The organism is Chryseobacterium metallicongregator, from assembly GCF_031324065.1.
Taxonomy (GTDB): domain Bacteria; phylum Bacteroidota; class Bacteroidia; order Flavobacteriales; family Weeksellaceae; genus Chryseobacterium; species Chryseobacterium metallicongregator.
In genome coordinates this window covers 105150-128376 of sequence record NZ_JAVIXS010000021.1, presented here as the reverse complement: position 1 = coordinate 128376, position 23227 = coordinate 105150, and the positions used below count along the sequence as shown (strand labels likewise).

At 36.4% G+C, this 23227-nt stretch carries 26 protein-coding genes; 10 read left to right on the top strand and 16 right to left on the bottom strand.

Features of this window, described 5'->3' with window-relative positions; genetic code table 11:
• Nucleotides 1-58 precede the first annotated feature (58 nt).
• Nucleotides 59-2653, top strand: a complete 2595-nt coding sequence (gene mutS / locus REB14_RS22885) for a DNA mismatch repair protein MutS (protein WP_309523385.1) — start codon at nt 59-61, stop codon at nt 2651-2653.
• A 34-nt stretch (nt 2654-2687) separates the two neighbouring features.
• Here the strand turns inward: mutS and REB14_RS22880 are convergent, their stop codons facing one another.
• From REB14_RS22880 to REB14_RS22865, 4 genes are all read right to left on the bottom strand, one after another.
• Complete coding sequence (locus REB14_RS22880) at nt 2688-2855, bottom strand: hypothetical protein (RefSeq protein WP_157885766.1); 168 nt, start codon at nt 2853-2855, stop codon at nt 2688-2690.
• A 157-nt stretch (nt 2856-3012) separates the two neighbouring features.
• Nucleotides 3013-3168, bottom strand: coding sequence for a hypothetical protein (locus REB14_RS22875; RefSeq protein WP_158521395.1), 156 nt, complete (start codon nt 3166-3168; stop codon nt 3013-3015).
• 44 nt (nt 3169-3212) lie between these two features.
• A complete protein-coding gene (locus REB14_RS22870; RefSeq protein WP_145953324.1) occupies nt 3213-3374 on the bottom strand; it encodes a bacteriocin in 162 nt (53 codons plus the stop codon).
• 113 nt (nt 3375-3487) lie between these two features.
• Nucleotides 3488-4318 carry a hypothetical protein gene (locus REB14_RS22865; RefSeq protein WP_145953325.1) on the bottom strand — a complete coding sequence of 277 codons (831 nt, stop codon included), beginning with the start codon at nt 4316-4318 and terminating at the stop codon, nt 3488-3490.
• Between the two features lie 135 nt (nt 4319-4453).
• Between REB14_RS22865 and REB14_RS22860 the strand changes: the two genes are divergently transcribed.
• The 3 genes from REB14_RS22860 (at nt 4454) to REB14_RS22850 (ending at nt 6084) form a co-directional block, all read left to right on the top strand.
• Nucleotides 4454-4942, top strand: coding sequence for a TlpA family protein disulfide reductase (locus tag REB14_RS22860; protein WP_079244031.1), 489 nt, complete (start codon nt 4454-4456; stop codon nt 4940-4942).
• A gap of 11 nt (nt 4943-4953) precedes the next feature.
• Complete coding sequence (locus REB14_RS22855) at nt 4954-5610, top strand: thioredoxin family protein (RefSeq protein WP_309523384.1); 657 nt, start codon at nt 4954-4956, stop codon at nt 5608-5610.
• Nucleotides 5611-5682: 72 nt separating this feature from the next.
• Nucleotides 5683-6084 (top strand): ribosomal maturation YjgA family protein, encoded by a 402-nt coding sequence (locus REB14_RS22850; protein WP_309523383.1) that lies wholly within the window; start codon nt 5683-5685, stop codon nt 6082-6084.
• A 24-nt stretch (nt 6085-6108) separates the two neighbouring features.
• Here the strand turns inward: REB14_RS22850 and REB14_RS22845 are convergent, their stop codons facing one another.
• From REB14_RS22845 to REB14_RS22825, 5 genes are read right to left on the bottom strand one after another with little or no spacing between them, the layout of a single operon-like run.
• On the bottom strand, nt 6109-7029 hold the full coding sequence (locus REB14_RS22845) for a YARHG domain-containing protein (RefSeq protein ID WP_079243746.1): 921 nt from the start codon (nt 7027-7029) through the stop codon (nt 6109-6111).
• A complete protein-coding gene (locus REB14_RS22840) occupies nt 7026-7664 on the bottom strand; it encodes a DUF2306 domain-containing protein (RefSeq protein ID WP_079243747.1) in 639 nt (212 codons plus the stop codon). The genes REB14_RS22845 and REB14_RS22840 overlap by 4 nt, the downstream gene beginning before the upstream one ends.
• A gap of 5 nt (nt 7665-7669) precedes the next feature.
• Complete coding sequence (locus tag REB14_RS22835) at nt 7670-8071, bottom strand: energy transducer TonB (RefSeq protein ID WP_079243748.1); 402 nt, start codon at nt 8069-8071, stop codon at nt 7670-7672.
• Nucleotides 8072-8090: 19 nt separating this feature from the next.
• The gene (locus tag REB14_RS22830) at nt 8091-9392 is read right to left on the bottom strand and encodes an alpha/beta fold hydrolase (protein ID WP_079243749.1); all 1302 of its coding nucleotides are present in this window, start codon (nt 9390-9392) and stop codon (nt 8091-8093) included.
• A 31-nt stretch (nt 9393-9423) separates the two neighbouring features.
• A complete protein-coding gene (locus REB14_RS22825; RefSeq protein ID WP_079243750.1) occupies nt 9424-10626 on the bottom strand; it encodes a BaiN/RdsA family NAD(P)/FAD-dependent oxidoreductase in 1203 nt (400 codons plus the stop codon).
• Between the two features lie 114 nt (nt 10627-10740).
• Here REB14_RS22825 and REB14_RS22820 point away from each other — a divergent pair, with 114 nt between their 5' ends.
• The 5 genes from REB14_RS22820 to REB14_RS22800 all read left to right on the top strand — a co-directional run bounded on the left by REB14_RS22820 (nt 10741) and on the right by REB14_RS22800 (nt 15693).
• Entirely contained in the window at nt 10741-11235 is a 495-nt protein-coding gene (locus tag REB14_RS22820) for an acyl-CoA thioesterase (protein WP_034692066.1), read from the top strand.
• A 95-nt stretch (nt 11236-11330) separates the two neighbouring features.
• Nucleotides 11331-12383 (top strand): thiamine-phosphate kinase, encoded by a 1053-nt coding sequence (gene thiL, locus REB14_RS22815; protein WP_079243751.1) that lies wholly within the window; start codon nt 11331-11333, stop codon nt 12381-12383.
• Between the two features lie 92 nt (nt 12384-12475).
• Nucleotides 12476-13294 (top strand): helix-turn-helix domain-containing protein, encoded by an 819-nt coding sequence (locus REB14_RS22810; protein ID WP_309523381.1) that lies wholly within the window; start codon nt 12476-12478, stop codon nt 13292-13294.
• Nucleotides 13295-13463: 169 nt separating this feature from the next.
• Nucleotides 13464-14699 (top strand): multidrug effflux MFS transporter, encoded by a 1236-nt coding sequence (locus tag REB14_RS22805; RefSeq protein WP_145953326.1) that lies wholly within the window; start codon nt 13464-13466, stop codon nt 14697-14699.
• Nucleotides 14700-14784: 85 nt separating this feature from the next.
• Nucleotides 14785-15693: a DUF6268 family outer membrane beta-barrel protein gene (locus REB14_RS22800; RefSeq protein ID WP_309523380.1), complete on the top strand. Its 909-nt coding sequence runs from the start codon at nt 14785-14787 to the stop codon at nt 15691-15693.
• A gap of 53 nt (nt 15694-15746) precedes the next feature.
• Here REB14_RS22800 and REB14_RS22795 read toward each other — a convergent pair whose 3' ends face one another.
• From REB14_RS22795 to pepT, 7 genes are all read right to left on the bottom strand, one after another.
• Nucleotides 15747-16481 carry a LytR/AlgR family response regulator transcription factor gene (locus tag REB14_RS22795; RefSeq protein WP_079243755.1) on the bottom strand — a complete coding sequence of 245 codons (735 nt, stop codon included), beginning with the start codon at nt 16479-16481 and terminating at the stop codon, nt 15747-15749.
• Entirely contained in the window at nt 16462-17532 is a 1071-nt protein-coding gene (locus REB14_RS22790; RefSeq protein WP_079243756.1) for a sensor histidine kinase, read from the bottom strand. Before REB14_RS22790 ends, REB14_RS22795 begins: the two co-directional genes overlap by 20 nt.
• Before the next feature lie 77 nt (nt 17533-17609).
• Nucleotides 17610-18203 carry a porin family protein gene (locus tag REB14_RS22785; RefSeq protein ID WP_309523379.1) on the bottom strand — a complete coding sequence of 198 codons (594 nt, stop codon included), beginning with the start codon at nt 18201-18203 and terminating at the stop codon, nt 17610-17612.
• Nucleotides 18204-18354: 151 nt separating this feature from the next.
• Nucleotides 18355-18597, bottom strand: coding sequence for a hypothetical protein (locus REB14_RS22780; protein ID WP_079243758.1), 243 nt, complete (start codon nt 18595-18597; stop codon nt 18355-18357).
• A 157-nt stretch (nt 18598-18754) separates the two neighbouring features.
• Nucleotides 18755-20062 (bottom strand): hypothetical protein, encoded by a 1308-nt coding sequence (locus tag REB14_RS22775; protein WP_309523378.1) that lies wholly within the window; start codon nt 20060-20062, stop codon nt 18755-18757.
• Between the two features lie 155 nt (nt 20063-20217).
• Nucleotides 20218-20784 carry a hypothetical protein gene (locus tag REB14_RS22770; protein WP_309523377.1) on the bottom strand — a complete coding sequence of 189 codons (567 nt, stop codon included), beginning with the start codon at nt 20782-20784 and terminating at the stop codon, nt 20218-20220.
• A gap of 6 nt (nt 20785-20790) precedes the next feature.
• Nucleotides 20791-22038 carry a peptidase T gene (gene pepT, locus REB14_RS22765; RefSeq protein WP_309523376.1) on the bottom strand — a complete coding sequence of 416 codons (1248 nt, stop codon included), beginning with the start codon at nt 22036-22038 and terminating at the stop codon, nt 20791-20793.
• A gap of 187 nt (nt 22039-22225) precedes the next feature.
• Here pepT and REB14_RS22760 point away from each other — a divergent pair, with 187 nt between their 5' ends.
• Nucleotides 22226-23074, top strand: coding sequence for a hydroxymethylglutaryl-CoA lyase (locus REB14_RS22760; RefSeq protein WP_062672973.1), 849 nt, complete (start codon nt 22226-22228; stop codon nt 23072-23074).
• Nucleotides 23075-23227: the final 153 nt, after the last annotated feature.

The window sequence follows — 23227 nt, the reverse complement described above, 5'->3', positions numbered from 1 at the left end:
CCTAAACAATTCTCTTACCCTGAATTTATTTTTTTAAATTTGGGGCTCATTTTTTACTATGGCAAAAGCAGCGAAGAAAGAAACCCCGTTAATGACGCAGTACAATACCATCAAGGCGAAATACCCTGATGCTCTATTATTGTTCAGGGTTGGGGATTTTTATGAAACTTTTGGTCAGGATGCTGTCAGAACTTCTCAGATTCTGGGTATTGTGCTTACCAAAAGAGCCAATGGTGAGGGGCATATAGAACTTGCTGGGTTTCCACATCATTCTGTAGATTCTTATCTTCCAAAACTGGTAAGAGCAGGAATGAGGGTTGCGATCTGTGATCAGTTGGAAGATCCGAAAATGGTGAAAGGGATTGTAAAACGTGGTGTTACTGAGTTGGTTACGCCTGGTGTTACCTTTAATGATCAGGTTTTGAATTCCAAAAAGAATAACTTCCTGCTTTCATTACACAAAGAAAAAGAGAAATACGGAATTGCCTTAGTGGATATTTCTACCGGAGAGTTTCTGGTAAGTGAAGGAAACCTGGAAAAGCTTTTACACATCATCAATACCTTTGATCCGAGTGAGATTATTTTCCAGAGAAGCACACAGATTCCGGAACAGATCAAAAATAAAAATGCCTTTAAGCTTGAAGACTGGGCTTTCCAATATAATTTTGCCTACGAAAAACTCACAAATCATTTCAAAACCAATTCTTTGAAGGGATTTGGAATAGAAAACCTTCCATTGGCGATTACAGCAGCGGGAGCTATTTTTGCGTATCTGGTAGAAGATACCCATCATAATCTGCTTGCCCATATTACAAAGCTTCAGATCATTCCTCAGGAAGATTATCTGATGATGGATAATTTTACCCTGAGAAACCTGGAAATTGTTTATCCAAGCAATCCACAGGGGAAATCACTGTTGGATATCATTGATAAAACATCTACTCCGATGGGAGGAAGATTATTGAGAAGAAGAATTATCCTTCCTTTAAAATCGGTAGATGAGATCATGAGAAGATTATCTCTGATTGATTTCTTAAACGAAAATGATACGCTGAAATATGAAATCTGTCAGCTTCTGAAATCCATTTCTGATCTTGACCGATTAATGGGAAAACTGGCTGCAGAGAAAATTTCACCTAAAGAACTTGGATATTTACGCCAGAGTTTAATTAATATTCATAAAATCAAAGCTTTATTGCATCCTCATGCAGATGTGCTGGCGTGGTTAGAGCCTTTATTTGATCTTGAAGAGTTGATTAAATTTCTGCAGAACCATCTTAATGAAGAGCTTCCGGTAAGTATTGCGAAAGGGAATATCATTAAAGAAGGGGTTTCTGAAGAGTTGGACAGACTGAGAAATCTTCAGAGTAAAGGAAGAGGTTTCCTGGATGAAATGTGTCAGAGAGAGATTGAAAGAACAGGGATTACCAGTCTTAAAATTGATTTTAACAATGTTTTCGGATACTATATTGAAGTCCGAAATACCCATAAAGATAAAGTTCCGGATGACTGGGTAAGAAAGCAAACCTTAGTGAATGCTGAAAGATATATTACCGAAGAACTGAAAGAATATGAAAACCAGATCCTTGGTGCTGAAGAAAAAATAGGTGTCCTGGAAACATCACTGTACAGAAATGTATGTGGGGAAACGATGATTTATATAGATCAGATTCAGGGAAATTCCAATATTATTGCCCAACTTGATGTGGCTGCGGGATTATCTGAACTGGCTGTTTCTGAGAGTTATACAAAGCCTGTTTTGAATGACGGCTATGCCATTGATTTAAAAGAAGCCAGACACCCGATTATTGAAAATGCGCTTCCGCTAGGAGAAAAATATATTCCGAATGATATCTTCCTGGATAAGGATTCCCAGCAGATTATCATGGTAACAGGACCCAACATGGCCGGTAAATCGGCAATCCTGCGTCAGACGGCTATTGTATGTCTTTTGGCTCAAATTGGAAGTTTTGTACCTGCAAAACATGCTGAAATCGGATTGCTGGATAAGATTTTTACAAGGGTAGGAGCTACCGATAATATTTCTGCAGGAGAATCTACTTTCATGGTAGAGATGAATGAGGCAGCCAATATTTTGAACAATATTTCAGAACGAAGCCTTATTTTATTAGATGAAATCGGGCGTGGAACTTCTACGTATGACGGGGTTTCTATTGCATGGGCTATTGCAGAATATCTTCATCAGCATCCTACACAAGCGAAGACGTTATTTGCAACGCATTATCATGAGCTGAATGAAATGACGGTCAATTTCGAAAGGGTGAAAAACTTCCATGTTTCTATTCAGGAAAACAAAGGGAATATTATTTTCCTGAGAAAACTGGTTCCGGGAGGAAGTGAACACAGTTTTGGTATCCACGTTGCAAAACTGGCCGGAATGCCTGCCAAAGTGGTCAACAGAGCGAATGAGATTCTTAAAACTCTTGAAGCAAGCAGAACGCAGGGAAGCGGAAGTACTTCTGAGAGTATTAAAAGAGTCACAGAAGAAAACATGCAGCTTTCATTTTTCCAGCTGGATGATCCAGTCCTGGAGAATATCCGTGAAGAATTGACGAAAATAGATATCAATACATTGACACCAATTGAAGCTTTAATGAAATTGAACTCGATAAAAAAAATGATTGGAGGGTAATCCAATCATTTTTTTTACTATTATTCTATATTAATTAGCAGCAGAATCCATCCTGCATCCCCGGAACACCATATCGTTCTTCTCCGGTATGAGGATCTGTACAGCTTATTACTCTTGGGCATACAGGTCTGTTTGCTCCACCGCTGATCTCTTTCAGCTCAATTTTACTCAATTTTCTTTTCTGATTTTTTAAATTTTTCATAATAATTTTAATTTGGTAAAAGCTAATTTACAAGATATTTTATTATGTTCAAAATATTGTGAGTCAAATTGTTAACTTTTTTAGAAGAGAATCTGTTTTATAAAAAAAGATTGAGGGCGGCCTCAATCCTTATTTATCTAACAAAGTGTATGGGATCCTAACAGCAATAGCCGTTTTTGTCACCAGCTCCAAGCTGCCATTCTTCAAATTCTCCTCTGCGGCAGAATCCGTCCCAGCATACTCTGCCATTTCCTGTAATTTCTTTTAACTCACTTTTTGTCAGTTTTCTTTTTTGAATATTTGATTTTTTCATGATGATTTGTTTTGGTTATTGTTTTTAGTTTTAAGTGTGTTGGATTAGCAGCAAAATCCGGTGCTGTCTAAAGGTCCTATAGTATATTCATCATCTGTTCCTCTTACCCTGCAAAGACCTTCCCAGCATATCCCAGGTCCATTTCCTCCTGTGATATTTTTCAATGCTTTTTTAGTCAGTTTTTTCTGATGGTTTAATTTTTTCATGGTATTTTTAGTTTGATTCAACTCAAATATATAAAAATCATCTATATAATTCTATTACTTGTGAAAAAATTAACATGTCTGTAAAAAAAAAGAGCCTCAGCGGCTCTTTTGTATTATAAATGATTGTATTCGTAAGTATTAACGTCTGTGGAACCTGTAGTTGTGGTCCCGTTTTTATCATAATAGCTTCGGATTTCTTTGGTAGGATAACCGCTGGAATTATATTCGAAATTAGATTTGAATATGGTCCATTCAGTTCCAGTTCCGTTATTATAGCTGATGATGTGGTTGTAGCTTAATGTATTGTGGGCAGATCCACTTTCATCTTCATTATCAATAATTTTTAAATACCCTGTTATATTTTTTAAAGGAGCATTTTTGGAGTCATATACTACTGTTTTTAAGGTAGAGGATGCAGTCTCAGTAGTATTATTCTGAGTTCTTGAAAGAGTACCAGTCCAGCTGCTCATCGAACCATCAGCATTCAAAATTGCATTTCTGGTTTCACTTCTTGTTGATGATGAAGTAGTGGCTGTATATACAATTTTTACATTGTTATTGGCCTGATAGGTATAGTTGGACTCTGAATTCCAAGCTCCTCCGAAATCAGTTCCTGAGATTGTTTTTTTGATGAGCCTGTTATTGCTGTCATAAGTAAATTTAGTATTAAGAGAAGTGTTTGAACCGTTCACTACAGATTGTGTTATCAGATCACCTGAATAGAGAAATGTAGTTACGCTTCCTTCTGTGATATTCTTGATCTGAGAAATTTTTGATCCGTTATAGGTAAACGTTAAAACATCTCCATCCATAGTCATTTTGGTTACCAAAACTGGATCATTGTTGTTATTGTTTCCGTTATTACCTGTTGAAGTATCATCGTCATTGCTGCTTGTGCATGATGCCAAAAAGAAAATTGGCAGAAGTAAATAAGTTTTTTTCATGGTTTTCATTTAAGGCTGTAAAAATATCAAAAAAATGAATCAGTGACCAAAAAAATGTTTATTTGTAAAAGATTTACAGAATTGATGAATTTTATTTTTGTATATTGTTGGATTGTAGTTGTTTATATCTTGATAATGAAAAATATAATAAAAATATTAACACTGTTTTTATTCTGTACGGTTTTTAAAGCCCAACAAACAAGTGTTTCTGTACTAAAATATGAAGATCTGGAGAAGAGAATTCAACAGGAAAAAGATAAATTGCTTGTGGTCAACTTCTGGTCTACAACCTGTGGTCCGTGTGTAAAAGAGCTGCCACATTTTATGGATGTTAATGCAAAATATACAGATAATCAGAAGTATAAGATGATTTTGGTTTCACTGGACAGGTTGGCTGATAAAGAAAGAGTCCTGAAATTCATTAAAAATAAAAATCTAACCGCTGAAGTACTTTTGTTAGATGATATCAAAAGGATGAACACCTGGATTCCAAGATTTGAAAAAGACTGGGACGGAAATATTCCGGTAACGTTATTCTACAAAAACGGATTAAAAATCCATTTCAATGACGGTGAAATGAGCAAAGAAGATCTGGAAAAAACAATTAAAGAAAACCTCCAATAAATAATTAAATTATGAAAAACCTGAAAATTTTAATGACCGCATGCATCGTTGGGCTGGGATTACTAAGCTTTACAGCGAAAGATCATGATGGAAATATTAGTCAGAAAATGAATGTTTCATCTGTAAAAGGCTATGAAGTAGGAGACGAAGCCGCCGATTTTAAGCTTAAAAATATTGACGGGAAAATGGTTTCCCTAAGTGATTTTAAAAGCGCAAAGGGATTCATTGTAGTATTTACCTGTAATCATTGTCCTTATGCAAAAAAATATGAGGACAGAATCATTGAGCTGGATAAAAAATATAAGGCTCAGGGCTATCCGGTCATTGCCATTAATCCTAATGATCCGAATGTACAGCCGGAAGATGGCTATCAGCAAATGATTGAAAGAGCAAAGCAGAAAGGATTTACTTTTCCTTATCTGGTAGATGAAGGGCAAAAAATTTATCCGCAGTACGGAGCAACAAAAACACCACATGTTTTTGTACTGAAAAAAGAAAACGGAAAGAATATTGTAAAGTACATTGGTGCTATCGACAACAATTATGATAATCCGAATGATGTCTCAGAATATTATGCTCAGGATGCCGTAAATGCTCTGATCAAAGGTGAACCGGTGAAAATGACAAAAACAGTAGCCATTGGATGTACAATCAAAGTAAAGAAATAATATATTTGCCTGTATAAAATAAGATCGGTGTTCTTAGAATACCGTTTTTTTATGCCTTAAACTCAATTTGAAATGAAATTCCAGTTCAGCCTGAAGTATCTGCTTCTCACCGTATTTGTTTTTCTTGTAGAAGTATTGATTGCCACCAAACTAAGTGATATTTTCTTCGTGAGAGCTTATCTTGGGGATGTGATTGTGGTAATGCTTCTTTACACGTTTGTAAAGAGCTTTGTAAAAATAAATGATCAGAAACTTATTCTGGGAATTCTGATTTTTTCATTGATGGTAGAATTTGCACAGTATTTCAATATTGCAGAAAAACTAGGCTTCCGTCCTGGAAGCCTGATGTATATTGTTATTGGAAATTCTTTCTCATGGATAGATAATCTTTGCTATGCGGTAGGCTGCCTGATTCTCTATCTTATCGTAAGAATGACAAACAGTGATGGCTTAACCTCAACCCCTAATCCCTAACTCCTGCTACCTAAAACCTTTTCTCTATCTTCCAAAACTGTCATACTTATCTTCCGCATATTTGGTAAAACGGTTCAGTAAAGCCACATTTTCCTTTTCCATAGGCGAAAGATCATTGTCTACATTGCTGGAAACAGGAATATACCAGTCTGTTTGTTCAAAGAAATTTCTGTAGGTTTCTTTTTTAAAGGAATAACCATGTCTTGCAAATACAGAGTTTTTGATGATCTCAAGATCCAGCTTTCTTAAGTTTTTAAGATCCTTTTCTGACAGTTTCTGTTTGGAAGCATTCAGTTTGAAAATTGCTTCAGATGCTATACGGTTTTTAGAGGTTTTATAGCTTTCTGTTTTTCCGGTTTCTTCATCGGTGTATTTTTCAGTAAACTCTTTTGGGTTTGACCAGTCTACCAGATCAGAATCCTTATCCAGCATAAAATTCGGGTTATAAACGAACTCTTTTTTAGTCAGTTTAAGCATTTTTGAAGGAGCTTTAACGCTTGTTTTATCAAAAGCATTCCACTTTCCGGTTAAGCTGTCTCCTTTTAATTTTACTTCAAATCTTCCATCTGTTTTATCATTGCCGGGTTCGTCCAATACAAAAGATGCCGTAGATTCATTAAAAACACCTCTGAACGGCCGCTGATTTCCATTAACGATACTTTGTCCGTAAACGCTGTCTTTGGTGATTCTGTTGATTTTTAAAGAAATTCTTTTATAGTTACTGACATCATATTCAGAGCCATCTGTCTGGTCAACTACCTTTTCCATTCCGGCAAATTCCCCGGTATAAATTCCGTAATATTCCTGGTGGACTTCAGGGATTACCACAGAGTCCTTTTTTGCGGTCAGAGAATCTTTTCCTGATTCGGTAGTCTTTCCTTCTTTTTTGCAGCTTAACAGAGCAACTGTCAGCAAGGAAATCAGTGTGTAATTTACAATTTTCATAGATGTTTTTTTGTGATTAAATATTCAATAATAAGGATGTTGGGAATCCAGCCCAGCCATGCAATGATCTGATAGACCTCCATAGGATTGGGATGAAATAAATATACAATAATTACCTTCCACATTCTCAGGGTAATAGCAGATAAAGTAAAAGCAAAACTCCGCCACATCCACTGCTTGTGTTCTTTAAACCTTTTCTGTCTTGCCAGCTGATAGGCTTTCAACGTTGAAAACCACCATAAAAAGCCTAAAATAATAAAAGAAATCTTCGATAAAATGCCTCCATTGGCAAAAAGTCCCATATAAATTCCTGAAGGTGCCGCACAGATCAGGATGAGAAAAATATAGATTTTTCCCATGTTCCTGTGGAAATTTTTGAATCCAAAATCCTTTCTGAGCAAAGCAAGAAAACCCGAAAGAAGTACAAAAATGCTTGTATAAACATGGGTATAGAAAAACGGAAGATATTCCGGCCTTTCTGTTACTTCTGTCTGTTTGATCATCAGAAAGCTCACCTCAGGATTAAAAGGAATATATTCTAAGGTAATCTTTAGCATCAGCCAAAAGAAATATGCAAATCCAAGAACTAAAAGGATTTTAAAGAAAACTGCAGTATTTCTTTTGACTGATAGCATTTTAATTATTCAAAATTAACAATGAAGGGGAGGTTATATGGAACTGATACAGGTTTTCCATCAAGTTCCCCAGGAACCCATTTTGTTTTCATAGATTTCAATACTCTTTCGACTTCCTTATTAAGATCTTTATTATTTCCCGTTATAACGATTTTTTCTATTTCTCCTTGAGTATTAATAATGAATTGTGCATTGGACCGTACTTTTTCATTTTTAGAATTTCTTATCTTATTTGTTTTAATTTCCTTGGTAACATCATTTATAAACATAGAGATTCCACCCGGATATTGTGCAGGTTTACGTTCTGTAGTTTTTTCTTTAAAAATGCCATGGTCGGGAAGAGTATATTTCTGAGAAAATGCGAGTCCAAATCCAAGGCACAAAGTGAAGGTTACTATTTTTTTCATGGTTTATTTTGTATTCAAATTATTTATTTTCAAAGAAATCAATTACTAATTCATTGAATAACTCCGGTTTTTCTTCGGGAACATAATGATTGGCATTGGGGATAATAGCTAATTGTCCCTTTGGGATAGATTCTGCGATTTTTACCGTATGTTCTGTTTTTATAAGATCATTATCACCAGCAATAATCAATGATGGACACTGAATTTTATTCAGGTCTTCATACTTCCATTGAGGATACTTCAAATCCAGATTCAGTAGGTCAATAAAGATATCATTTTTGTGGTCTTTATTCTCTTTAATAAGGTTCACGAGCATTTCTTTCATGGATTTTAAATCATTATCTTTGACTCCTTCCGGAAAAATATTGGCTCCTGAGCATGCTATTTTGTCTACCATCTCCGGATATTTCATTGCCATAGAAAGTGCGAGAATTCCTCCGTCACTCCAACCCAAAATCTTTGTTTTTTTGATGTTCAGCTTCTCTAAAAACTGCTTAAGATCCTCTGTCTGAATATCAAAAGTAAGTTCTTTCGTTTTGTCATACGTAGATCTTCCCCGTTCACGGCAATCGACAATGATCACCTTATATTTTTTGGCAAATGTATCTTTTTGGTTCATAAAAGCACTGATGGATTGGCCATTGCCATGAAGCATAAGAACCGGCTCACCTTCTCCATAGACTTCATAGTATAATTTGATGCCGTTAACATCCATAAATTTTCCTTCCGGCATTGCTCCGATAATACCACGACCTTTGATCAACAATGATTTTCTACCACTGAATGGCTTGTAATCTGAAGTTTCAATTGTAAAATGTTTTACGTGCTTTATTTTCTGAGAACGGATTCCTTCAAACCAACCATTCGAAGAGGCAATATCTTTTTCAAAACCTGAGTTTTCCAGTGGAACTTCAGTCCATTTTTTTGATTTTCCATCATTGACTTCCAACTTAAAATCGTCAAAATAAAAATCCCCGTTGCTTTGTGCAAAAGCTCCGATATTCATGGTCTTCGCAGAAGGATTGATGGTTCCTTTTATTTCGTAGGTTTTCCATTCATGGGTTACTTGGATTCCATAATATTGATTTTCAAAGAAACTGGTAGACTCATCTTTGTTATCTATTCTGCACCATAACCCACAATTGGAACCATTATCCTCATTATCTTTTCTGATTTTTGCCGTTATACGGAAGTTCCAATTCTGTTTATGCTCTATATTGACAGCTTGCGTGAATGAAGTCCAGTCAGAGACAATCGTTTTTTCCTGGCTGTATCCTAAAAAGAAGCAGAGTATAAGAAAGAACCCGAATTGTTTTTTCATGTGTTTAGTTTTTATTAAAAGTAATATTTTTTTACAAGTTGTTGAGATCCTGTGCAATCAGCCATCCTTCACTCCAGCATGCCTGGAAATTGAATCCTCCGGTCACAGCATCTATATTCAGAACTTCTCCGGCAATATAGAAATTAGGAAGTAATTTGGAAGACATGTTTTTGAAGTTAATTTCCTTTAAATCAACACCTCCGGCTGTTACGAACTCATCTTTGAAAGTAGATTTTCCGGTTACCTGAAACTTCTTTTGGCAAAGATTTTCCAGTATTTTCTGCATCTCTTTTCCTGAAATATTGGCCACCTGTTTATTAAGATCAACTTTTGAACTCTCTAAAATTTTCTGCCAGAACCTGTTGGTAATATCGAAGATCTTTGACTGTCCGATGGTCTTCTTAGGATTGCTTTGCTTGAAATTATGGAACATTTCTTCCGCTTCATCCATTTCTATGGAAACGAAATTCACTTCAATTTCAAAGTTATATTTAAGCTTTGCCAGACTGATGGCTTCCCATGCTGAAATTTTCAATACAGCAGGTCCGGAAAGTCCCCAATGGGTAATTAGTAATGGTCCGCTTTCTTCCGTTTTCAGTTTTGGAATTGAAATTCCTGCATTTTCAAAGCTTGTTCCCGGAAGATCTTTCAGCAATTCATCTTTAATATTGAATGTGAAAAGGGAAGGAACAAGATCCACAATCTTATGACCCAGATTTTCTACAATTTTCAGTGATTTTGGAGAACTTCCGGTCGTATAAACGATATAATCTGCTTCAAAATCCCCTGAATTGGTTTTTACAATATATTTTTCGTCCTGTTTTTCAATCTCTTTTACCGCACATTTTGTCTGCACTTTGACGTTTTTCTTTTGAGTTTCGTTCAGAAAAGTATTGATGATGGTCTGAGAAGAGTTACTTTCAGGAAAAGTTCTGTTATCGTTCTCAATTTTCAACGGAACATTACGCTGGTCAAACCATTCCATCGTATCGCCAGGCTGAAATTTAGTAAAGACACTTAATAATTCCTTGTTTCCACGGGGATAAAACTGAACCAATTCTCTTGGATCAAAGCACGCGTGAGTGACATTGCAGCGTCCGCCTCCGGAAATTTTAACCTTCTGAAGGACATCTGAGTTCTGTTCTAAAATCGTAATTGTATATTTCTTTTCGTCAAGATTAGATGCACAGAAAAAGCCTGCAGCACCGCCTCCGATAATAATGATCTGTTTCATGTATGGGTAATCCTATGCGGAAGATTATTTTTTCAAAAGTACAATTTTTATAAACCATCTTATTTGAGTATTTTTGAAGATTATAATTTTAATTATATCAAAAACGATTTTCATATGATTTTCTACCATAAATTTGAAGTAAGATGGAGCGATCTTGATGCCAACAAGCACTTGGCCAATTCATCGTATGTACAATATTGTGCACAAGCCAGAATGGCTTTTATGACTAAAGAGAAAATGGGAGTTACCCAGCTGAGCAGATGGGGAATCGGCCCGGTGATCCTGCATGAAAGATATTCTTTCTTCAAAGAAATCTATGCAGATCAGATCGTCATCGTAAGTGTAGAAATAGACGGATGTGCAGAAGATTCTTCCATCTACCGTTTCGTACACAAGTTCTATACTCCGGACGGAATGCACTGTGCTACTGCAGAAGCTACAGGCGTATGGATTGATATGATGCTTAGAAAAATGACCACGCCACCGGATGATGTAGTGGAAGCAATGAATAAGTATAAAACCCCGGACACTGTTGTATTATCGAAAGAAGACTTCAAAAAGTTTCCTTTCCACCCGCACAATATTGACCCGGCAGAACTTACTCAATAATTCAAAGTTTAAAATTCAAGGTTTAATGTTTAAAGTTGGAGAAGCAATTTTAAGATCATTCATACTTTTTACATTGGACATTAATACAAAAAATCATGTTTGAAGATAAATCACAGGAGCTGACGCCCATTTCGAAATTAGGAGAATTCGGTCTTATTAAACATTTGACAGAGCATTTTCCACTATCCAATGAATCTTCGGAGCTTGGAGTAGGAGATGATGCGGCAGTTATTAATCCTGACAACAAAAAAGTAGTTCTTACAACAGATGTATTGGCGGAAGGTGTACACTTTAATTTAGGGTACGTTCCTTTAAAGCATTTAGGTTATAAAGCGGTAGTAGTAAACCTGAGCGATATTGCGGCAATGAATGCAACGCCTACACAGATATTGGTTTCCCTTGCAGTGTCTAACCGTTTTCCTGTGGAAGCATTGGAAGAAATCTATTCAGGAATTCAGGCAGCATGTGGAAGATACAAGGTTGACCTTATCGGAGGAGATACAACAAGTTCCAATTCAGGTCTGGTGATGAGCATTACCGCTGTAGGAATTGAAAATGAAGAAAACATCGTAAAAAGAAGTGGTGCAAAACCAAATGATCTTCTTGTTGTAACAGGAGATTTAGGCGGAGCCTATATGGGATTACAGATTCTTGAAAGAGAACATGCGGTTTATCTTGCTGATCCTAATATGCAGCCGGAAATGGAAGGCTATGACTATATCCTTGAAAGACAGCTGAAACCTGAAGCTAGAACAGACGTTAAAAAGATTCTGGAAGAGTTGGATATTAAACCAACTTCTATGATTGATATTTCAGACGGTCTGGCTTCTGAAATCCTTCACCTTTCGGATCAGTCCAAGGTAGGATTCAGATTGTACGAGGAAAAAGTTCCGTTAGACAATCTTACGATCTCTACAGCAGATGAAATGAACTTAAATCCTGTAATGACGGCTTTAAGTGGTGGTGAAGATTATGAACTTTTATTCACCATTTCATCAGAAGATTTTGATAAAATTAAAAACCACCCTGATTTTACCATTATCGGGCATGCCGTAGAAAAAGAAGAAGGAAACTTTATGGTAGCAAGAGGATCAAACCAACTGGTAGCACTTACTGCTCAAGGATGGGATGCTTTTTTAAGCCAATAAAACTGAAAAATTATATTTAATTTTAAATATTGTAAGAAAACCGTAGTATCTTTTGCTGCGGTTTTCGCTTTCTCTGATCAAATACATTCGCAATGAATTCATCTGAAAAAAATATTCCTGTTCATAATCTGGTGTCTGAAGAATTTCAGGTTAACACTTTAGAAAATGGACATCCGGAGAACTTCGAGGATATTCACCGGCATAATTTTTTTGAAATTATCTGGTTCAAAGAAGTGCATACAGACAGCCGTCTTGAACTTGATTTTGAGAGCTATACCGTAAAAAACAACCAGCTCTGTATTATCGTTCCCGGCCAGGTTTTTAATATGAAACTCCGTGATGAAAAAGGCTATGTGCTGGCCATCAGCAAAGAAATTTTCAAAGAAGCCTGTGATACGGAAGTGGTTTTGTCCAACGGAGCAAGACCTTTCTTTTTGGATGCAGAAAGCAGTGAAACCGGAAATATGCTTATTTCAATGATTAAAAGAGAATATCTAGGATCCGGCCGCGTTGAAGTTTTAAAAGCTTATCTGAGAGCTTTCTGCCTCATCATTACAGATCAGATCGCGATGCAGAATACACCAGAAGATGATAAACCGAGAATTCAGCAACTCGCAGCGTTGATAGAAGAGTATTATGTCACAGAGAAAAATACAGACTTTTATGCCGAACAGCTCAAAATAAGTGCTCATCACCTTAATGACATTGTCCGTCTTTCCAGAGGAACAACAGTGAAAAAAATGATTGCCCAGAGACTTATTCTGGAAGCCAAAAGAGAGCTCAGTTTTGGTGCTTTAACGGTAAAAGAGATTGCATTTAAATTAGGTTTTAGCGATGCTTCTTACTTTTCCCGGTTTTTTAAAAAACATACCCGGCAGAATCCCGATGGATTCAGACCTGGAAAAGGCTAATCCTCAGAATGTTCCTTTATTATTTGTTTTAATTTAATAATTCGGGCATAATCAGACCGGATAATCCTCAGTTTGTGCTGTCCTTCCTTCAGTTCTTTTATTGAAAAACGATACTTTTTACAGCAATTTTGCAGTTGAAAAAATCGCCTGCGAAGGCTTATTGTTATTTATGAAGAAGAATTTGAATATTGTAGTGTTTATTCTCGCACTACTCAACACATTAGAGTCGCTAAGTATAGATCTTTATCTTCCCGCTTTCCCAAGTATGGCGAAGATTTTTAATACTGATATCGGACACATTCAGGTATCCATTTCTGTATTTTTTGCCGGATTTGCTTTCGGGCAGTTGTTATGGGGACCTTTATCTGATAAAAAAGGAAGAAAACCCATGTTGTACTGCGGACTTTTGCTTTTTATTATAGGAGCTACGGCCATTTACTTCACATCTGATATTTATGTATTATGGGCTATGCGTTTTCTGCAGGCGTTCGGAGGAAGTGCAGGAATTGTTATTGGAAGGGCGATTATTATTGATCTCTATGATAAACATAAAGCCGTTACCATCTTTTCACAACAGTCACAGATCAGCGGTATTGCTCCGATTGTAGCTCCGTTACTGGGAAGTGTATTCCTTAAATTCTGGGGCTGGAACAGTTCTTTTGCATTTTTATGCATTATGGGACTGATTACCTTTTTTATGGTGTACAAATTTGTACCCGAAACCAATACCAGAATCCATCTTTCCGATGATGAGATGTTGAATGAAAAAGGATTGAAAGACCAATTGAAAATGATCATTTCCAACAAAGATTTTATCAACAGCACCATGGTAGGAAGTATTGCCTTTGCTTCTTTGATTATTTATATCTCCAATGCACCATTTTTATTCATGGAGATCCATGGGTTTTCGAGCAGTACATTCAGTTTTATTTTTGCTTTTAACTCACTGGCGTTGATAACAGCCGCTTATATTACGCCTAAACTGATTAAAAGAATAAGCAATTCAACACTTTTATTTGCTGCTACAATTGTTCTGTTGGTGGTATGTACACTTCATATTCTGATTGCAGCTGAAAATCTGTCTGTAGCCTTAGAAATTGCCATGTTGTATCTGTCATTACTGGCTATCGGAATTTTGTTTCCTATTACATCAGCTCATGCTTTGTCTCCATTCAAAGAAGGAAGAGGAACTGCGGCGGCACTGCTGGGCTTTATGCAGTTGATGGTAACCTTCTTAATATCAGGATTGATAGGTTTCTTAGAAGCAGACTCTATTATTCCTATGGTTGTAACACGTTCTGCAATGGCATTGATTGCAGTGTGGTTCGGATACCGAATTTTTAAAACTCAAAAAAGAGAAAGCTTAGATACCAGTTCTAATCCAGAAATTGATCCTGTTATTTAATCCGGTTGTCATACAATCCGGGCACTTAATCAAGTATTTTTTGTAAAAAATAGTCAAAGGGTTCTCTTTGCATAAAATTTAAAATATGAAAAGAACCCTTTCGACAGCTCTATGCTGTATATTGCCATTGGGATATTGGGTAAGTGCACAGTCCGGGCTCTCTGCAGAACTTAAAACAGAGTATATTCCTGCTTCCAACTACATCCGGCCTGAGGACAGCACAAAGACCAATTCTAAAAGTGATTTTAAAAGAGTAGACCTGAATCTCAGTATTCCGTTATCGGTAAAGAAAGATACTGACGGGAAGATAAGGTTGTGGTCTATGCTATTGAGTGGCTCTTATGCAAAGATGACACATAAAAATTACGAAACTCAGTTGTTTCCTGATCAGATGCTGAATGCACAGGTCGGAATACAGCATATGAGACCTTTAGGCAAAAAGTGGAGTATGATGATGATGGCATCCGTAGGAGTGTATACAGACCTTGAAAAAATAGATTTTGATGATGTGTTGGGTCAGGGTGGACTTTTATTTATCAGACATTTTAATTCTAATATTTCTTTAGGTGGAGGTCCTGTGCTTACGACGGCTTTTGGAGTTCCCATGATTTTACCCTGGATTTATTTCGATTGGAAAACGAATGGTAAAATTAAGTTTAAGATCAATTTCCCGGAAGGGATGGAAGCCGGATATCTTTTCTCAGATAAATTTACTTTAAAGGCTGTTGTAGAACTGAACGGAATGACTGCAGAGAGAAATATAAACGGAAAATCGATGTTGCTGGGGTATCAGCAGATCACTGCAGGGCTCAGACCGGAAATAAAAATTAATGACAGGCTTACTTTACGTCTTACAGGGGGAACTGCCATATTGAGGAGCTTCAGCGAAAATGACCGGAAAATCAGCAGTATTTTCAGAGACAAAAAAATAGCAGATCCAAGATTTTCAAGTACTTTTTACGCGGCAGTATCATTACGCTGGAATCTACCATAAAAAAATGCCGGAAGCCTGGAGTTATTAAATTCCCTGCTTCCGGATTCTTTCTTCTATTTACTGATTAATTTCTTATAAACAACCTGATTAAGCAGCTCTTCCTTTCGGGTACGGGATATGGGAAGCTCAATTTTATTAATGAAAAGGCGTCCTCCTGAAATCATATCAATATGGGTAATATTGATGAGGTAGGATTTATGAATTCTGAAAAAATGGTCTGAGGGAAGAGATTCTTCAATAGCTTTCATAGTCTGATGAATAATCAGTGATTTATCTTTAAAATGAAGCTTGGTGTAGTTTTGCATACTTTCAATGTACAGAATGTCTACCCATGAAATTTTAATGAAAGTATCAGACTGCCTTACATAGAGAAAAGGATCATCGAGAGTAGTGTTGTTTTTTAATTTCTCACCAATGATAAACTGCTGCTGTGCCTTATTAACTGCCTGATAAAAACGGTTAAAAGCAATGGGCTTTAAAAGGTAATCCACAACCTGCAGACGGAATCCTTCCAAAGCATATTCGGAATAAGCTGTGGTAAGAATACATAAAGGGGGATTTTCAAGCTGTTCCAAAAATTCCAATCCTGTGAGATAAGGCATATTGATATCCAGAAAAAGGAGGTCTATTTCACTCTCCTTTACTTTGGTATTGGCTTCCAGAGCGGTAGCGCATGTTCCTTCCACCGATAAAAAGTCAATCTGGTCTGCCAGTTCTTTAAGATGGAATCTTGCCAGAGGCTCATCATCGATGATCAGGCATTTCATTTTAGGAATTGTATTGCTCATGATGGTCTGAAAGTGTTAGCGTTAAAGTTATTCTAAAGATATGTTGATCTGTTTCAATTTTTAAGTCGTGGGAATCCATATATTGTAATTTTAACCGTTTTTTTACATTTTGAAGACCAATTCCACCTGCTCCGTCTTTCTTTTTATAGGTTACCATATCCGAATAAGAATTTTCAACATAAAAATAGAGATGATTGTCTTTTTCTTTACAGGAGATTTTTACATAGCCATTATGTCCGGGAAGCCTGCAGACATACTTAAATGCATTTTCTATAAAAGGAACGAGAAGTAAAGGTGCTATATAGGCTTTTCTGTTATCAATGTCCCATGAGGCTTTTACGTCCAGTTCATTTCCCCATCTCAGTTTTTCTACCTCAACAAGGTTTTGGAGATACTCAATATCCTTATCCAAAGGAACCATAGCCTGATTGCAATGATACAACTGATACCTGAGCATATCCGAAAATTTCATCAGTAAAAAATCGGCCAGCTGGGTATCCGTTTTCATCAGAATATGAATATGATTCAGGATATTAAATACCACATGAGGATTGATCTGATCCTGTAAAAGTTTGAGCTGGTTTTCCAGATGAGCCTGCTGCAGGAGAATATGGTCCCGTTCTATTCTGCCATGCTCTTTATAAAATTTAATGCCACATGCTGCTCCGTTGATCAAAAATGAGGCAGGTAAGGACATATAAAAGCCTTTCCATAAAAAAGGGAGATGGTCTGAGAAATTTTTTGGAAGCTCATCTTTTGGAGCTACTTCGAGATAAGTGAAAATAACAGCGAAGATGAGGCTCAATATGAAAATAACCATCACAACCTGCATCAGAAACCGTTTCATCTTTTTTTCACGTAAAGCTTTCGGAAGAAGTTTATTGGTTAAAAAATGGGTGAAGGTAAAAGAGGATACTGCAATGATGGCTGCCTGAATCATTGCAAGGTATTTTTCTGTGGTGATCTGAAAATTGCACCATAGTACAATAGCGAGAACAAGCCAGAAAATAAAAGTAAATATGTATTCTTTTAAAACAAAAGATTTTGTCATGGAACTGGAAATGGATTATAAAAAATTAGAAACTGCAGGGAAAAACAGTTTCTAATGGTAAAGATAATTTAAGTTTCTTAAAACAGGAAATACCCTATTCCGAGGGAAAAACTATGTGGTTTGGACTTAAATTCTTTACTGATGCTTGTAAGACCGGTCTCATACCTCAAATCTACTGTGAAATTCTTATAATCTAATCCCAGGCCTCCTGTGACTCCAATATTGGACTTGTCAAACTTTTTAAAGCTCTCCAGCAGAGCCTGGGAAGTAGATACATTATTGTTGAAGGCATAACTGTATACGCCTCCGGCAAATATCCTTACATTAAAATCATCAGTTTTAATAAACTTATATCCCACGACTACAGGAATATCAATAGCGTTCCATGAAAGTTTTGAAGAGCTTCCGTCTTGGGATTCGTAGGTTGTTTTTCTTTTGCTGAAAAGAGCCTCTCCCTGTACATATAGTTTTCCGAGGTCCATTCTCGTCATTACTCCTGCCTGATAACCGAATCCATATTTCCCTTCCAATGAAGATTCTGTGGAGGTTTTTGTAAAGTTTGCCCCTCCCTTGACCCCAATGTGAAAAGCCGGAGTCTGTTGTGCCTTAGTTTCCATACCGCAAAAAATACATAATAACAATGCACTTAGCGCGAAAAATTGCTGCTTCATAAATTAATTATTGTTAAAAATCTAATGCAAAACAACAACGATGAAGCATGAAATGAAATTTTATTTGATGAATGGCAGAAACACTTTGACAAGGATCTGTTTTAGGATGAAAATAAAAACCGGAAGCATTACTACTTCCGGTTTTCTATTACTAAAAAGGTTGTTCTTCACAGATGGAAGGAGGAACACATGCGCCACCGCCCGGATTTCCACCGCCTCCTACAGCGATGCATTGTCCCGGATTTCCGTCTTCATACATTTCACAGGCATATCCCCAGGCACATTGGCAATCGTCCTGACAATTATAAGAGTTTCCTCCCATATGACAGCCTCCATTTCCGCTTCCTAAAATTTCAGATAAGTCTTTTCTCAAAAGTTTTTTCATTGTTTTCATGATAATTTGGTATTAAATGTTATTGTTTAAAATTGTACATTCTGGTAAATATAATAAAATTGCCTTAAAGAATTGTAAATGAATTGAATGTAGTGTTATATAGTAGTGAAAGCCACTCTTAGAGTGGCTTTCTTATAATAGATACAAACTTTTTGTATTAGAAACTGAATTCCTTCTGATACAGCAGACGTTCTTTTGTAAAAAGAGGAATAGTTCCTTCATATCGTAAAGGAGCGATTCCAAAACCGTAGAACATATCAGCCTGGATTTTACCTTTTACAGTAATCACTCCTTTTCTTTGAGGAATCAATGTTAATCCTAAAGACGAAAGAGCAGAAGCTCTTCCTTTTACTCCTGAATTAGCGATAGGAATGGTAAGAAACATCAGCCCTACTGCACCTTTTGCTTCTAAACCACCTTCAGCAGATAAATTTCCCTCTGCAACAGTGATGGCAGGTTCTGATGTCTTTTGGAGATTAATGTTAATCTCTGGATTTTTGCTTACAAGGAAGTTAGCATTTCCCTCAAGATCTAAAAGCTGGGCCTGTACTTTTCCAGTAGCCTGTACCCCCAGAAAAGGACCTGCAGAAAGAGTAGGACTTAAGATCAGCCCTGTAGGTCCCAGAACGATAGGAACGATAGGAATATTCAGGTAATCTGTTGTGCTTGCGGTGTAGCCCAGACTTCCTGCGATAGTTACGGAGCTCTTAAGTTTGATATCATCCATGATGAGGTTAACATAGAAGTTGGACAGATGCCCCCATGAGAATGTGATATTATAATCAATTTTTGGAGTAAATCCTCCTTTTACATTGACACTTGATGTTCCTGCTGAAGATAAAGGAAATGAAAAGGTTCTATTAAAATCAAAACGGTTAAACGTAATTAATTTCTGGTTTTGAAGGTTTTTCGCTTCGATAGAATGTATTCTTTGGTTGATCTGCTCAGAAACCATCCCTTCTACAGGAACGTAGTTAACCATTTTTCCATCAATATTAACAGGAGCTTTCCCGGATGGATCATACACACCGCTCAATGTTCCGCTATAGATAAATTCTTCAAGCTTGGCACTTGACGTTTGTACTTTAAATTGGTTATTCAATTTTGAAACAGAACTTACTTTCGAAAGAATGGTGTTCACCTGATCACCTTCTATCTTAGTCCCTACAATAACAGTTCCTACGGAAATACTGTCAGTTTGTGGAGTCATACGGCTGAATGTAATTTCTCCTTCATTATGAGTAGAAATGGCATTTACTGATTCATCATTTAGAATAATAACATTCTTCTGTAAAGTCAGATTTCCCAAAGTCTTCATAGGAGTAGACTCTGAAGGTTTTTCAGCAGGATCATCCGCCGGATCATCCTGAGAACAAGACGTTAAAAGAAACAAACAGAAAATAGAAAAAAGAAATGAAAAGTAAAAATTTCTGTTGATTTTGAAATGGGTGGATTTCATTTTCATATAAAGTGATTTTAAGGTTTAATCAAAATTAAGTGAATTATTTAAAACTTACAAAAGAATTGTGTTAAATTAATATCAACAACATAATGATCTTCGATTATGTTTTCGGTATATGAAAAATAAAAACCCGCTATCAGAATAGCGGGTTTTGTATATTATTTTTTAAAAGACATTACTAAAGGAATGGTAACATTGGAGGAGACGGGTTTTCCTTTGTCTTCTGCCGTTTTCCATTTGCCTTTCTCTTTAATCCTGTAAAAAGCGGCTTCAATGAATGCGTTTACATCTTCATTATTTCCTTTTACATTAGGGTTAAGAGGATTTCCTTTAGAATCAACAACAAAAGTTAATGTTGCTTTGTAAGAATCCGAAGAAAAATTTAAAAAATCAAGGTCTACAGCTTCATATAAAAGCTTTTGAAAACCTGTTTTTCCTTTATCATATTCAGCATCTTTAGTGACTTTTGTTTTTGTAGGAGGATCTGCAGTGATCATTTTCTGATCCTCAAGAGTGGCTTTATCTAAAGCCGTCTTGTATGCTGTTATTTTATCCTCTGTCAAAAGCCATTCTTTCTTGGTTCTTAAATCATTAGGCTTAGGATATTTATTATACAGAGCCGTTTTCTTTCTTTCATAGCGTGAATCTGCCCTCTCAAATTCCGAAACCTGGGCACTGCTGAAAATAAAAGTGAAAATGAATGCTGATGCTAAGACCTTTTTCATGATTTATTATGCTTTAACAATATTAATAATGACTTCAGTTGCTTTTTCCATGCTTTCCAAAGCTACATATTCGTAGGGTCCATGAAAGTTGATTCCTCCCGCAAAGATATTCGGGCAAGGAAGTCCCATATAAGAAAGTTGCGCACCGTCTGTACCTCCTCTGATTGCCTTGATCTTAGGCTCAATTCCAGCTTCAGTCATTGCCTTTGCAGCAAGATCTACGATGTGCATTTTACCTTCAAACTGCTGCTTCATATTTCTGTATTGCTCTTTGATTTCCACTTCAGCAGTTCCTTCACCATGTTTTTGGTTGAATTCTGCTACTTTTTCCTCCATGAATTTCTTTCTGGCTTCAAATTTATCTGCATCATGATCACGGATGATGTATTGAAGTTTTGCTTCAGAAATATCAGCAGTGATATCCATTAAATGGTAAAATCCGTCAAACCCTTTTGTGGTTGAAGGAGTTTCGTTAGCAGGAAGCATTTGAGCAAATTCAGCGGCTAAAAGAGCAGCATTGATCATTTTTCCGTAAGCATAACCAGGGTGAACACTTAATCCATGGATTTTTACTACTGCTCCGGCAGCGTTAAAGTTCTCATATTCAAGTTCTCCAACTTCTCCACCATCCATTGTATAAGCCCATTCTGCACCGAATTTAGCCACATCAAACTTATGAGCACCTCTTCCGATTTCTTCATCCGGAGTAAATCCTATAGCAATTCTTCCGTGCTTGATCTCCGGATGAGCGATAAGATATTCAGCCGCTGTTACAATTTCTGCACAGCCTGCTTTATCATCAGCTCCCAAAAGAGTGGTTCCGTCAGTAGTAATTAATGTCTGACCGATATATTTTTTTAAGCTTTCAAATCTTGAAGGAGACAATGTGAATCCTGTTGCCTGGTTCAAAAGAAGATCGTTTCCGTCATAATTTTCCCAAACCTGAGGTTTTACATTTTCTCCGCTGAAGTCTGGTGAAGTATCATAGTGTGAAATAAATCCGATGGTAGGTCTGTCATCATTTTCAAGGTTAGAAGGAACATATCCCATAATATAACCATGTTCATCAATTGAAACATTTTCCAGACCGATAGTTTTCAGTTCTTCAGTGATGTAATTGGCAATATCCCACTGGCGGGGAGTAGAAGGTGTAGTTTCACTCTCTGCATCACTGGTTGAATATATTTTTACATAGCTAAGAAAACGGTTCAGTAACTTTTCTTTCCACAATGGGTTGAATTCTATTGTACTCATCAGATATCATAAATTTTAACAAAGTTAGCAAATTTGATGCTGAGAATACGTTATTTGCGATTTAATATCAGTTATTGAAATTATTAATCAGATATAAATCTTTGAAAATCAAAATAGTGTTAGCTTTGTATGTACAGTATACTAAGTAGTTTAGTTTTATTATATTTGAGAAAATCAAAAAGTAACAATGTTTCTTACCGAATGTCCTAGAGATGCTATGCAGGGATGGGGAGAATTTATCCCTACCGATAAAAAAATAGATTATATCAACTCCTTGATGGATGTTGGTTTTGATGTATTGGATTGTCTGAGTTTTGTTTCTCCAAAAGCGATTCCGCAAATGGCGGACTCTGATGAGGTGGCCAAAAATATCGACAAATCACGTTCCAAGACCAAAGTTTCTGCTATTATTGGTAATTACAGAGGTGCCGAAAAAGCATTGAAACACGAGTCAGTAGATATTCTTGGATTCCCGTTCTCTATTTCTGAAACTTTTCAACATAGAAATACCAATAAAAGTCAGGAGGAAGCTTTCGATGAAATCATTAAAATGCTTGAGCTGGTAAAAAGTGAAGGGAAACAACTTAATATCTATTTCTCTATGGCCTTTGGAAATCCATATGGTGAGATGTGGAAATGGGAAGATGTTGACCAATGGGCACAAAAATTCTCAGACATCGGAGTGAAAGATATCTTATTATCAGATACTACCGGAGTAGCAACTCCTGAAACGATTGCTCTTTTGTTTGAAAAAATACCTTCAAAATATCCTGAAATCAACTTCGGAGGACATTTTCATAACCGTTATGAAGATTCTTATTCAAAATTAAAAGCCGCTTATGATCAAGGCTGTCGAAGATTTGACAGTGCTATTAAAGGAATTGGAGGATGTCCTATGGCTAAAGATGATCTTGTAGGAAACATGCCTACAGAGCAGGTTATCAACTTTATGAGTGTTGAAAAGGCAGAACATAAACTGAACTTACTGAACTTTGAAAGCTCTTATAACAAAGCGAAGGATATTTTTCATTTTTAAGAAGAATACATTATAAATTTCACAGATCTAACAATTTATTAGATCTTTGGATGGTATGGTCCTAAATTTGTCATTCCGTAGGAATCCAGATTATCTTTTTCAATAACGAAATTAAGATTCCTACGGAATGACAAAAATACAACTGAACTATTT